The sequence below is a fragment of the Sneathiella sp. genome (assembly GCF_047631475.1).
In the GTDB taxonomy this organism is placed as follows: Bacteria; Pseudomonadota; Alphaproteobacteria; order Sneathiellales; family Sneathiellaceae; genus Sneathiella.
On the sequence record NZ_JBLHZT010000019.1, the window covers coordinates 20,281 to 33,282 of the forward strand.

Annotated in this window: 12 protein-coding genes; 9 read left to right on the forward strand and 3 right to left on the reverse strand. The window is 49.6% G+C overall.

Annotated features, from left to right (window positions below):
- Window positions 1–71: 71 nt before the first annotated feature.
- From ACJAYR_RS09635 to ACJAYR_RS09660, 6 genes are all read left to right on the forward strand, one after another.
- Window positions 72–1,427 (forward strand): M16 family metallopeptidase, encoded by a 1,356-nt coding sequence (locus ACJAYR_RS09635; protein ID WP_415236410.1) that lies wholly within the window; start codon window positions 72–74, stop codon window positions 1,425–1,427.
- 16 nt (window positions 1,428–1,443) lie between these two features.
- Window positions 1,444–2,751, forward strand: a complete 1,308-nt coding sequence (locus ACJAYR_RS09640; RefSeq protein WP_415236411.1) for a M16 family metallopeptidase — start codon at window positions 1,444–1,446, stop codon at window positions 2,749–2,751.
- Window positions 2,752–2,864: 113 nt separating this feature from the next.
- Window positions 2,865–4,148, forward strand: a complete 1,284-nt coding sequence (locus tag ACJAYR_RS09645) for a glucose-6-phosphate isomerase (protein WP_415236412.1) — start codon at window positions 2,865–2,867, stop codon at window positions 4,146–4,148.
- A complete protein-coding gene (mutL, locus tag ACJAYR_RS09650; protein ID WP_415236413.1) occupies window positions 4,145–6,019 on the forward strand; it encodes a DNA mismatch repair endonuclease MutL in 1,875 nt (624 codons plus the stop codon). Before ACJAYR_RS09645 ends, mutL begins: the two co-directional genes overlap by 4 nt.
- Before the next feature lie 490 nt (window positions 6,020–6,509).
- Window positions 6,510–7,706: an NAD(P)/FAD-dependent oxidoreductase gene (locus tag ACJAYR_RS09655; RefSeq protein WP_415236414.1), complete on the forward strand. Its 1,197-nt coding sequence runs from the start codon at window positions 6,510–6,512 to the stop codon at window positions 7,704–7,706.
- A complete protein-coding gene (locus tag ACJAYR_RS09660) occupies window positions 7,699–8,529 on the forward strand; it encodes a phytanoyl-CoA dioxygenase family protein (protein ID WP_415236415.1) in 831 nt (276 codons plus the stop codon). The genes ACJAYR_RS09655 and ACJAYR_RS09660 overlap by 8 nt, the downstream gene beginning before the upstream one ends.
- Here the strand turns inward: ACJAYR_RS09660 and rsmD are convergent.
- From rsmD to ACJAYR_RS09675, 3 genes are read right to left on the reverse strand one after another with little or no spacing between them, the layout of a single operon-like run.
- On the reverse strand, window positions 8,507–9,073 hold the full coding sequence (rsmD, locus tag ACJAYR_RS09665; protein ID WP_415236416.1) for a 16S rRNA (guanine(966)-N(2))-methyltransferase RsmD: 567 nt from the start codon (window positions 9,071–9,073) through the stop codon (window positions 8,507–8,509). The two genes, ACJAYR_RS09660 and rsmD, sit on opposite strands and share 23 nt — an antisense overlap.
- A complete protein-coding gene (locus ACJAYR_RS09670; RefSeq protein ID WP_415236417.1) occupies window positions 9,073–9,996 on the reverse strand; it encodes a pseudouridine synthase in 924 nt (307 codons plus the stop codon). The genes rsmD and ACJAYR_RS09670 overlap by 1 nt, the downstream gene beginning before the upstream one ends.
- Window position 9,997: 1 nt before the next feature.
- Window positions 9,998–10,711, reverse strand: coding sequence for a gamma-glutamyl-gamma-aminobutyrate hydrolase family protein (locus tag ACJAYR_RS09675; RefSeq protein ID WP_415236418.1), 714 nt, complete (start codon window positions 10,709–10,711; stop codon window positions 9,998–10,000).
- A gap of 117 nt (window positions 10,712–10,828) precedes the next feature.
- On the opposite strand from ACJAYR_RS09675, the gene ACJAYR_RS09680 reads away from it, so the two are divergent.
- The 3 genes from ACJAYR_RS09680 to ACJAYR_RS09690 all read left to right on the forward strand — a co-directional run bounded on the left by ACJAYR_RS09680 (window position 10,829) and on the right by ACJAYR_RS09690 (window position 12,897).
- Entirely contained in the window at window positions 10,829–11,287 is a 459-nt protein-coding gene (locus ACJAYR_RS09680; protein ID WP_415236419.1) for a nucleoside deaminase, read from the forward strand.
- Between the two features lie 42 nt (window positions 11,288–11,329).
- Window positions 11,330–12,532, forward strand: a complete 1,203-nt coding sequence (locus ACJAYR_RS09685) for an acyl-CoA dehydrogenase family protein (RefSeq protein WP_415236420.1) — start codon at window positions 11,330–11,332, stop codon at window positions 12,530–12,532.
- A 128-nt stretch (window positions 12,533–12,660) separates the two neighbouring features.
- The gene (locus tag ACJAYR_RS09690; RefSeq protein ID WP_169544526.1) at window positions 12,661–12,897 is read left to right on the forward strand and encodes a hypothetical protein; all 237 of its coding nucleotides are present in this window, start codon (window positions 12,661–12,663) and stop codon (window positions 12,895–12,897) included.
- The last annotated feature ends 105 nt before the right edge of the window (window positions 12,898–13,002 follow it).

The window sequence follows — 13,002 nt, forward strand, 5'->3', positions numbered from 1 at the left end:
TGCATTCTGCACTTGCAATCCGTTGCATCATCTCCTTAATGAAGGGAGAGGATAAAGGGAGCCTGAACAGAATGAAAAAACTCGTTACCAGAGTTATCGTTTTCTGCGTTTTAAGTGGAGCATCCGTATCTACGGCACTTGCAGATACCGGCAAAATTCCAACATTATTTGATCCAAAAACAACTACTCTTGAAAATGGGATGGATGTAGTGGTGATCGAAGATCATCGCGCGCCTGTTGTGACCCACATGGTTTGGTACCGGGCCGGTTCGGCGGACGAGCCTGCCGGGAAATCAGGCATCGCCCATTTTCTTGAACATTTAATGTTCAAAGGCACCAAGAAAATTCCATCTGGCCAGTTCTCTGCAATCGTTGCCCAAAATGGTGGGCAGGACAATGCATTTACCTCCTCTGACTATACCGCTTATTATCAAAATGCCAGTGTCGACAAATTGCCGCTTTTAATGGAAATGGAAGCGGATCGGATGACCAATCTGATATTAAGCGATGACGCTGTTGGAGCTGAATTGCAGGTCGTTTTGGAAGAACGATCACAGCGGACGGACAACAATCCCAACGCCCTGCTGGGTGAGCAAATGGGTGCCGCGCAGTTTTTGGCCCACCCGTATGGAACCCCGGTGATTGGCTGGAGGCATGAAATTGAACAGCTGACGACGCAGGATGCCATAAACTGGTACAAAAAACACTATGCGCCGAACAATGCAATTCTGGTGGTTGCGGGCGATGTTGATGCGAATGACGTATTTGAACTTGCAAAAAAATATTATGGCCCGGCTAAACCCATCGAGATAGAACCTAGAGTGCGTCTGCAAGAGCCCCCTCAACTTGCCAAGCGGATTTTGGTTATGAAGGATAAGCGGGTGCGGGAGCCGTCCTGGCGGCAGGTCTATTTGGCACCGAGTGCGCGGACCGGTGACCTAGGTGAGGTTCGCGCCTTAGAGGTTCTAACAGAAATTCTCGGCGGCGGCGTAACAAGTCGGCTTTATTCCAAGCTGGTGATTGATGAAAAAATAGCAGCGTCAGTTGGCAGTTACTATCGGTCTGGCTCTTTTGATCCTTCTGGTTTCACGCTGTATGGCGTGCCGTCAAATGGTACGAATCTGGGCGAACTGGAAGAGAAGATCGCCGCGATAATTTCAGATGTTGTTGAAAAGGGTGTGACGGAAGAGGAAGTCACGCGCGCAAAGAAGCAACTTCTTGCAGCAGCGATTTATGCGCGTGACAGCATCAGTGGAGCTGCAAATATTTTTGGTGGGGCGCTGGCCAGTGGGGAGGCGCTGGACAATATTGTCAACTGGCCCGCACAGATTAATCAGGTGACCGCCGAACAGATACAACAGGCTGCGAAGAAGGTTTTTGTTGATCGACAGTCCGTCGTGGGACATCTCCTGCCGGAGGGTAAGTAACATGGGAAATTTCTCAATGAAGACATCGTTTTTATCCGCTCTGGTCATAATTGTTGGTCTATTGCCAGTCCCGGCTTTGAGTGCTGACATTCAGGAAATTATAACAAAGGGCGGTATTAAAGCCTGGTTTGTTCAGGAAAAATCCATTCCGATTGTCAGTATGGAAGTAGTCTGGCGCGGCGGGGCAAGTCTGGATGGTAAAGACAAAGCCGGCCTTGCCAGTCTCGCGGCCTCTACAATGGATGAAGGGGCGGGTGATCTGGACAGCCGTGCTTTTCAGACGCGGCTATCTGATTTGGCAATTTCATTGCGTTTCGATGCGGCAAAGGACAATTTTCAAGGGAGCTTGAAGACCTTGCGCGAAAACCGAGAAGAAGCATTCCGCCTGTTCGGATTGGCGATCACCGATCCTCAGTTTGCTGAAGAGCCAGTGGAAAGAATTCGCAATCAGATACTGGTCAACTTGAACAGAAAGCTTTCAGATCCGAATAGCCTTGCAGGCAGGGCCTGGTTCGAAGCCGCTTTTGATGGACATCCTTATGCTGTTCCAAGTGACGGTACGGTGGAGAGTGTTAAACGCATTACCATCGATGATTTGAAAAACTTCAAAAAACGCCAGATTGCGAGAGACAATATGGTTGTCTCGGTGATCGGGGATATTTCCAAAGAAGAACTTGTCACCCTTCTTGATAAAACGTTTTTGTCCATTCCAAAAAAAGCTGAAATCAAAACGCCTGAGATTGCTGCTCCGAAAACTGAAAAAGGTGTGATCGTAATTGATCAGGACATACCGCAAAGTGTGGTGGTCTTTGGTGGGCAAGGTGTTTTAAGAGATGACGATGATTATTACGCTGCCTATGTGTTGAATTATATTCTGGGCGGCGGTGGGTTCGAATCCCGTTTGAACAAAGAAGTCAGAGAAGAGCGCGGGCTGGTTTATTCAATTTACAGCTATCTTTATCCGTTACAGTCGGCTGGACTTCAGCTGGGCGGATTTGGGACAAGTAATGCATCCGCCGGAGAAGCCATATCATTGGTACGGGCCGAAATTCGGAAAATCCGCGAAAATGGTGTGGAGGAAGAAGAGCTCGCTTCTGCAAAGACTTATCTGAACGGTTCCTTTCCATTGCGTCTTTCTTCAAACTCCAATATCGCCAATATCATGGTCAGCATGCAGCTACATGATCTGCCCATCGATTATCTGCAAAACCGGCCGAAGCTTATTAATGCAGTGACCTTGGAAGATATAAAGCGGGTAGCCAATAAACTAATGGATCCTGACAATCTGTTGATAACTGTTGTTGGAAAACCAAAAGGTCTTTGAATTATTTAAAATCCTTAAAAAGTGTTGGGTGGCATTGGCTGTATTTGATAGGGTTCAAGCACTAGTTTTTGATGCGTCTTCTTGTAACCCTGCCAACGATAGTAAGAAAAATCATGACCTATACGCAAAAGTTCGACAATTGTTTCACAAAAGATGGTGACTATACGGATTGGGTCTATACAGCCTTCTCCAAAGCGTTGGCGCGGACAGAAGGAATTGCATCTTCTTTAAGTGTGCTGAAGGATCAGGGGCGATTGCCTATCCTGACACTTCCAGAGCAAACAGAGGATCTGGACGAGCTTGAGGCGCTGGCCGACGAGATAAAACAGAATTATCGTTATGTTGTTGTCGTGGGTATCGGTGGCTCGTCGCTTGGGGCACAGGTTCTGGTCAGTCTGCGTGATCCGTCAAATGTCTATCCGAAACTGCATTTCTGGGACACTCTGGATTATCATGTCATGGCGCCGCATTTGGCTGAGGAGGATTTGAAGGACACCTTGTTTCTTCTGGTGTCAAAATCCGGCACCACTCCCGAAATATTGGCGCAGACGTTGTTGGTCGTTGAAGCGCTAAACAATTATGGCGGCAAGGACGCTGTCGCTAAGCATTGCCTTGCTATCTGCGAGCCAACGGAAAACCCGCTGGGCCGTATTGCTGACCGCTGGGGCATTCGCCGGTTGGCACATGACCCGGACGTGGGTGGCCGGTTTTCCTGTTTGTCATTGGTTGGGGCGCTCCCGGCCATGATTGCCGGTATCGATATGCGCGCCGTCCGGAAAGGAGCATCCGACGTATTGCAGGATGCTTTGGTTAATCCGGAAAATAATGCGCGTGTTGGCGCAGCTAGTCAGTTTGCTTTGTATGAAATTGAAAATGTTGGTATCAGCGTCTTGATGCCATATGCCAAACAACTGGAGCCTTTTACCCATTGGTTTCGTCAGCTTTGGGCCGAAAGTATTGGAAAAGAGGGCCGCGGAACAACGCCACTCAACGCTTTGGGGCCCATCGACCAACACAGCCAGTTACAGCTATGGCTTGACGGACCTAATGACAAGTTTTTTACACTGATCCTGAATAATGCGGATGATACCAGTCCTTTGATGGATGTGTCTCTCGCTGATGACGATCCGGCGTTGGATTACCTGAAAGATCACAAAATCAGTGATGTTGTACATGCGGAAGGCTCTGCGACTGCGTCAACCCTTGCTAGCCGCGGGAAATATCTCCGTCGTATTGAGCTGAAAAAGCTGGATGAGAAAACTCTCGGAGCGCTGCTCATGCATTATATGTTGGAAACGATCTTTACCTGTCATCTGCTTGGTGTTAATCCCTTCGATCAGCCCGCTGTGGAAGAGGGTAAAAAACTGACCAAAATGTATTTACGAGGCGAGGGATGACCCTCCGGCGTTTACCGGACAATATTGTAAATCAGATCGCGGCAGGGGAGGTTGTTGAACGACCTGCCTCTGCGGTTAAGGAACTGGTCGAAAATTCTATTGATGCAGGTGCCACGCGGATTGATGTTGTCATGCGCGAAGGCGGGCGTTCGCTCATTTCCATCACGGATGACGGAAAAGGCATGAGCCGTGAAGAATTGGAACTGTGTTTCGAACGTCACGCAACCTCTAAACTTCCCGATGAAGACCTTGTGAATATCGAGCATCTGGGTTTTCGCGGCGAGGCAATCCCGTCCATCGCTTCGGTGTCCCGGATGAGGATTACCAGCCGCAATGCTGAAGACACGAACGCATGGACCCTTAATGTCGAAGGCGGTCGGCGGGGTGAGCTGGAACCAATTGGTGCACAGCAAGGCACCCGGGTTGAAGTCCGTGATATTTTTTATGCGACCCCCGCCCGACTTAAATTTCTGAAAACAGAGCGGGCGGAATTTGGGGCGGCACTGGATGTCATGCGCCGGTTGGCCATGGCTTATCCTGCCATTGCTTTTTCACTGTCTGATGAAAAACGGACGGCGTTGAGAGTATCCGCCGCACAAGGTGATCTGTTTGAAGCCTGGTTGGATAGACTGGGTGCCGTAATGGGGAGGGAATTTGCCGAAAACGCATTGAAAATAGACGCTGAAAGAAATGGCGTAAAATTGACCGGTTTTGCGGGTGTGCCCACCTTCAACCGGGGGAATGCGACCATGCAGTTTATGTTTGTCAATGGACGACCCGTAAAAGACAAATTGTTCACAGGCGCAGTCCGCGGCGCCTACATGGATTTACTGGCTCGAAATCGTCATCCGTTGCTTGCTTTATTCCTTGAATTGCCGCCTGATCAGGTGGATGTCAACGTCCATCCGGCAAAAGCAGAGGTGCGATTTAGGGATTCAGGGGGCGTACGCGGTTTGATCGTTGGGGCGTTGCGAAATGCGCTGGCGGAAAATGGACACAGGGCGTCATCTACCGTCGGCGGACAGGCACTTGGATCATTCCAGCCACAATCCATTCAAATGCCGTTGCAATCCCGTCCTGCACAGCCTGTGGGCATGGGTAATTGGTCTGGCGCCATGGCTCCTTCGTATCCGGGGGGTATGTCTGAAGAGACCAGCCAGTATCAGGCTCCGATGGGCCCGAGTGCAGCAGAAGGGCCGCGCCGCGAAGATCATCGGGATACCAATTTTGCACCCGTTGCCCAGTCCGATAACGGGCCGCCCTCGCAAGGGGAAGCGGATGATTTTCAGGCTTTTCCGCTTGGGGCAGCCAGAAGTCAGCTTCACGAAACATATATCGTCTCTCAGACCCGTGATGGGCTGGTTTTGGTGGATCAGCATGCGGCGCATGAGCGCTTGGTTATGGAGCGCATGAAGAAAGCCTTCAGTGACAAGACGGTTCCCCGGCAGATGCTGTTGTTACCGGACGTTGTTGAAATGGACGAATTGTCCGCGAGCCGATTATGCGAGCGGGCAGATGAACTCGCCGATATGGGGCTGGTTGTCGAGCCTTTCGGTAATGGTGCCGTTGTTATTCGGGAAACGCCAGCCATGCTCGGGAACTGCAATGTGAAAGCACTTGTTCAGGATCTTGCTGATGATCTCGCTGAACTGGATACGACGCTTGCCTTGAAAGACCGGATGGATGACGTTTTTGCGACGATGGCTTGCCATGGTTCGGTCCGGTCCGGCCGGCGTTTGACGGTTGATGAAATGAACGCCTTGTTGCGGGAAATGGAAGTAACACCGCATTCAGGGCAATGCAATCACGGCCGTCCAACCTATGTTGAATTGAAGCTGACGGATATCGAAAAGCTTTTTGGCCGTCGATAGCGACGGAACACTGAGCCTCCACCGTTTGTTGAATGTACTCAATACTAATTTCGGTACAAAGCCGAAAGGGAGGACAGATGACAAAATGGATCATTGCGCTCACAGGCCTATTGGCTGTTGCTTTCGTATCTCCGCTTGTCCAAGCGCATGACAAGCATTCGAAATACGCTTAAAAGGGACATTATGACAGCTTTGCCTATGGGGCTATTCCGCTCGCTTCCGGGTATCAAAAAATAGTCATTTCAGGGGACGGTTAAGATTACCGGAACGGAACATTTTACAAACGCCAAAAGGGATATTGGGGCCGAGATATTCTTGTTCCGGTCAAGGTGCGGGTTTTTTCCGACGTAAACCGTCATAGCCTGAAAAAGAAGCGAACGATTAAGCTTTCACCACTTTTTGATCTGAACATTCGTTTTTAATGAAAGAACGTTGATAATCGTTCGGCTTATCGCTAAAAGGCGAGAGAAATATAGCGGAACGATTATCAATGACAGAACGAGCAGTACAAAATTTTGAAGTTGTTGTTATTGGTGGCGGGGCCGCGGGCCTTATGTGTGCTATCGAAGCCGGCAAAAGGGGCAAAACCGTCCTACTTCTTGAAAAATCAGATAAAGTGGGCAAGAAAATTCTGATTTCTGGAGGCGGGCGTTGCAACTTTACTAATCTTTTTACGGCGCCGGATCGATATCTTTCTGAAAATAAACATTTCCATAAATCGGCATTTAAACAGTATCCGCAGCAACGTTTTATCGATCTTGTGGAAAAACATGGCATTGCCTATCACGAAAAAAAGCTGGGCCAGCTTTTTTGCGATAATACGGCGTCTCAGATTACTGAAATGCTTTTGCAGGAGTGCGATGCAGCCAATGTTACCGTCTGGTGTGATGCGGGTGCGGAAAGAATTGAACGCCTCTCCCTCAAAGGCTTTAGCATTCGGATCGGTACGGAACAGGTGAACGCGTCCGCTGTGGTTATAGCGACGGGTGGGTTGTCTATTCCAAAAATGGGCGCCAATGATTTTGCGCACCGGATGGCGAGCAGTTTCGGTCTTCCCCTTACGCCGATGAAGCCGGGATTGGTGCCCTTTACGTTCGATGCGCCGGATATGCAGCGCTTCGCGGGCCTGTCGGGTGTTTCGGCTGATGTTGTCGCGAAAACCGGAAAAACCGCATTTCGCGAGAATGTCCTGTTTACCCACCGGGGGGTCAGTGGTCCCGCTATTTTGCAAATTTCTTCTTTTTGGGAAGACGGTAAAGCTATTCATCTTGATTTTCTGCCCGATGAAGATTTGCTGTCGCAGCTTAAATCCCAGCGGCAGGAAAACCCTAAAGGCAGCGTTATCAAATTTATGAACCGGTATCTGGCCTCCCGTCTGGTCGAAAAACTGTTGGAGAAAACACCCTCACTGCCAGAATTTGGAAATTGTTCAGACAAACTTCTGTCTCAGGTAACGGCAGCTATAAAAGATGTATCGATTACGCCGAACGGAACTGAAGGGTACCGGAAGGCGGAGGTTACTGTGGGCGGTGTGAGCACAGCGTGCCTGAATTCAAAAACAATGGAAACAAAAGAGGTGCCCGGTCTATATTTTGTCGGTGAAGCGGTCGATGTAACCGGATTTCTGGGAGGCTATAATTTTCAATGGGCATGGTCTTCTGGGTATGTCGCGGGGCAAAATGTCTAACCTTTCGAAAGAAGACTGGACGTCCCTTTGCCCAGAACTGACCATCGAGGCGGCGAATACACTTCCGCAAATTGATTTCACTGACGACAGACTGGATGACATCGCAAGGGGTGTTTGGGGTAACGGGTTTATTCATGAAAAACCGGTTTTTAGCCAAGAACAGCTGCAACCTCTCCTAAAGGCCTTGACTTTGTTGCAGGCGAAAGGAATTCCACCTGTTTACCTCTATGTGTTTGATCAACCCTGGTATCTGTTCAAGCAATTAAATCAGCTCATTGCTCATTTTCTTGGCGATGAATATGCCTTGCTGCCGAACCTGTGGGCCTGGTATTTCGATGCACCCGGGGAGCGGGGGTGGCGGCCGCATCAGGATTGCCATTTGGAAACGGTTTTTGATTTGGGCGGGGACAAAATGCTGATGAGTTTGTCTTTGTGGATACCCTTAACCGATTGCACAGAAGAAAATGGCTGCATGTTCGTATTACCGCGAGATAAAGAACATGTTTTGCAGGACAACCCAGATATGGAACAGGCTTTACTGGAACCGTATGCTCAGTCCTTACCCGCGGCGGCGGGGTCTGTTCTTGGGTGGCCGCAGGATCTTGTGCATTGGGGTGGAACCTTTAAAGAGGGCGCGGCGCTTTCGCGGGCTAGTCTTTCGCTGGAATTTCAAAACACGGCGTTTGATCCGCTGGTGGCACCGTTTCTGGATGCAGGCGCGCCGCCAGTCTTTCAGGAAAGGCTAGGCCTGATTCAAAGGCAATACGAAAAATACAAGCATATTGTGTCCGAAAATGAAGTCAGGTTTTTCGCAGAAAAATAAGCTTTGCAGCCCCGTATTTGCGTTCGTCCATGGTCTCAAAATGATCAGGGACGTCCAATTTGTCTTTCGTCGCAAGTTCGATGACAATAATGGTGTTTTCTTTTAACCACCCGCCCTTGTCCAGACCTTCCAGACAGGGAAGTGCAAGATTTTCTCCATAAGGTGGATCCATCAGGACAAGATCGGCAGGATAGCCAGCATTGCCAGGCAGATTGCCATTTCGATTTAGAATATCGGCTTTTCCGCGCCCATCAACCAAGGCGACATTTTCCTTGATCAGTTTTAGGCTGGCTGGGTGATTGTCCACAAATGTGACATGGCTTGCCCCGCGTGAAAGCGCTTCAACACCGAGGGAGCCGGTACCGGCAAAAACATCAACGACCCGGGCGCCAAGTGGTAACGCGCCATTGGTGGTACGGTAGTCACTACCATGGGCCAGAATATTAAATAACGCCTCGCGCGTGCGGTCTGCAGTCGGGCGAATGCGTTTGTCTTCTGGATAATAAAGTTTCTTACCGCGAAATTCGCCGCCAACAATACGCATCAGGATTTTTTCCCAGACCGGTTTCTGGACGGTGCCGGACGTTTACCTGGCATGCCGCCGGGTTTGTGAGGCTGTGATGACCTGCCCCCCCTTTTTTCAGTGGGCTTTGGGCCGCCTTTGGTCCGCAGGGTGGGCCTTCCGCGCCGGTTCTTATCGTTCACTTCTGGTATGTCGTCGTCTTCTTCTTCAAATTTTTCGACACCCATTTGATCCCGCAGGATTTTTGATTTTACTTCTTCAACCTTACCGTCTTCTAATTCCCCAAGCTGTAGCGGGCCATATGAAACCCGGATCAACCTTAGAACGGTGTAGCCTAAGAATTCCATGACTTTCCGGATTTCCCTGTTTTTTCCTTCGCGCAAGGAAATAGTCAGCCAGGAATTCGCGCCTTTTGTACTATCAAGATCAGCTTCGATTGCGCCATATTTAACGCCTTCAACGGTCACGCCTTTGCGCAACAGTTGCAGATCACGTTCTTTGGGGTGCCCGTGCACACGCACACGATATTTGCGTTTCCAGCCTGTCGCGGGGAGTTCCAGACGGCGCGCAAGTTCTCCATCATTTGTTAGAAGAAGAAGCCCTTCTGAGTTTAAGTCCAAGCGGCCCACAGAGATGACACGCGGCATATCCTCAGGCAGCTTGTCAAACACGGTGTCGCGGCCTTTTTCGTCTTTATGGCTTGTTACCAAGCCCACCGGTTTATGGTAGCGCCAAAGGCGAGGACGCTCCTTTTTGGGGAGTGGATTGCCATCAACTATGATCGTGTCCGTTGGCGACACAGTAAAAGCCGGGCTTTCCAGTTTGGTGCCATTAACAACTACACGGCCTGCCGCAATCCAGCGTTCCGCATCCCGGCGCGAACATAATCCTGCCCGGGCCATCCGTTTTGCAATGCGTTCTTTTTTTTCAGTCTCATCAGTCATGTTATTTTGCCGCTTCCTGAATAAACGCTTCCATAATTTTTCGGTCCCCGTCTGAAATCAAATATTCGGGGTGCCATTGTACACCAAGGCAAAACCGGTACCGATTGTCTTCAATGCCTTCAATAACGCCATCGGGTGCAGTGGCATTCACCGTAATGTTCTCTGATACATCTTTTGCTGCTTGATGGTGAGCGCTGTTTACGGGAAGAGTAGACGTGCCCACAATTCGGTGAAGAAGCGTTCCTTCCCGGACACTGACATCATGACCGGCTTCGGTTCGGGGGTTGGGCTGCTCGTGGGCGAGGGCATTTTCCACTTCATCTGGGATATGCTGGATGAGCGTGCCACCCAGAATGACGTGCAAAAGTTGCTGCCCGCCACAAATACCCAGAACAGGCTTGTCTGCTTTCAGCATGGCCTTTGCGATGTTGCGCTCAAACGCCGTTCTTTTGTCCTTGGTTACGACTGTCGAATGCCGTGATGTGGCACCAAACATCGCGGGATCCACATCAAAGGCGCCGCCCGTCACAACCAGACCATCAATCAGATCAAGATAGTGATCCGTCATCTCGGGTTCATGAGGCAGGGCAATCGGAAGACCGCCGTTTTGGGTAATGACATCCGCATAATTTTGGCGCAAGGCATACCAGGGCATGTTCGAATAGGCACCCGGATCCTCAGAATCCAGAGTTATGCCAATAATAGGTTTTTTCATGCTTTCTTTTAAGCCTCCCGGCCAAATGAAACAAGCGATGAGACAGGCTATCAGGAAAAAATGAATGAAATATGGTTGTCACTTGACGCAAACCCATAATCTCGGCACTTTTGGGGGATGGATCTAGAACTTACAAATTTTATGGAAAATGCACTGCACACCGCAGAAATAGCGGCGAAGCAGGGTGAAGTCCCAGTAGGGGCTATTGTGGTTGATTCTAAAACAGGGCGCATTGTTGCGACAAATGGAAATCAGATGGTGGGGCGCCACGATCCAACTGCTCACGCTGAAATGCTTGCAATTCGTGCTGCGGCTAATATGGTTGGTAGCCAAAGGCTGACAGATTGTGATTTGTATGTGACCTTGGAGCCCTGTGCCATGTGCGCGTCCGCTATCTCTCATGCGAGAATTCGTAGATTGTATTTTGGAGCGTTCGACCCAAAAAGTGGGGGTGTGGAACATGGGGCCCGAGTTTTTGATCACGCTACCTGTCACCATAAACCAGAGGTTTACGGTGGTATTGGCGAAAAAAAGTCGGCTGAATTGCTAAAGAATTTCTTTGCCACCCGGCGATAAGAAAAACAACAAACAAAAAACAAAACAAAAAAGGGAAACAGCATGAATTTCGAATATTCTGACAAGGTCAAAGAATTACAGGCACGTGTACAAGCCTTTATGGATGAGCATGTGTATCCGAATGAAGATGTGTTCGAAGAGCAGGTTAATGAAGGGGATCGTTGGCAACCAACGGCTATTGTCGAAGAGCTTAAAATAAAGGCGAAAGAAGCGGGTTTATGGAACCTGTTTCTGCCGGAAAGTGACCGTGGCGCCGGATTGACAAATCTTGAATATGCGCCGCTATGCGAAATTATGGGTCGCGTCTCGTTTGCCCCTGAAGTTTTCAACTGCGCAGCCCCTGACACTGGTAATATGGAAGTGTTCGAACGGTATGCAAATGACGAGCTGAAAGAAAAATGGCTTGTTCCACTGTTGAACGGTGATATCCGTTCTGCATTCGCTATGACCGAGCCAAGGGTCGCATCATCAGATGCAACCAACATTGAATCAGATATCATCCGTGATGGGGATGAGTATGTGATTAATGGCCGGAAATGGTGGACATCCGGCGCGATGGACCCTCGTTGTAAAGTACTGGTTTTCATGGGTAAAACAGACAAAACAGCGCCTGTCTATAATCAGCAGTCCATGATCATCGTGCCAATGGATACACCGGGGATCGAGATCAAACGCTTCCTGCCCGTATTTGGGTATGACCATGCACCTCATGGCCATGCGGAAGTCGATTTTAAAGACGTTCGTGTTCCAGCCGATCACATTCTGCTTGGTGAAGGCCGTGGTTTTGAAATTGCTCAAGGGCGGCTTGGCCCAGGACGAATTCATCACTGCATGCGTTTGATCGGTGTGGCTGAACGGGCCCTTGAAAAAATGTGTGTTCGTGTGAAATCTCGCGTGGCATTTGGTAAACCAGTTGCAGAGCAGACGGTTACGCTTGAAAGAATCGCTGAATCCCGGGCCAAGATTGAGCAGGCCCGTTTGCTAACCCTGAAAGCGGCCTACATGATGGATACGGTTGGTAACAAAAAAGCCAAAGCCGAAATCGCCATGATCAAGGTTGTTGCACCAAACATGGCCTGTGAGATTATTGACTGGGCTATTCAGGCCCATGGCGGCGGCGGTGTGACCAGTGACTTTGGTCTGGCGTCTGCGTATGCAGGGGCTCGGACATTGCGTCTTGCTGACGGTCCGGATGAAGTTCACCGGAACCAGATTGCACGCCTGGAACTGAAAAAACACGATTAACCTGTAATCGTTATCCAGAATAAAAAAAGCCCTTGCTGCAGATGCGAGGGCTTTTTCTTTGCATACTTCGGGGCGGTCTTATATACAGGCCTTTCGTTTCGTAGGCGTCGTAATTTGGGAATTACAGTATGATCAAGACAATTGGGTGGTCAGCGATTGCAGTCGTTGTCGTGGTTGCCGGCTTTTTATACCGGTATCAGAGTCTTGATCCATGCGAATGGATGACACAGGAACTCTCTGAATATGCAGGTATATCTGGCATATCCGGACTGGGGTCCACAGCAGGCGCCGTTATGAATACCGGCGAATGTCTGCAAAATTGGATGGATCTCAGGGTCAAAGGCGCTGAAAGTCTCCAGAAATAAAATAAACCCGCCAAAGATGGCGGGTTTTTTCGTGTCCTTTATGGGGATATTTGCAGTCAATAGCAGATACAAGTAAAGCAGGAGACCGCCTGCGCGACGGTTCTC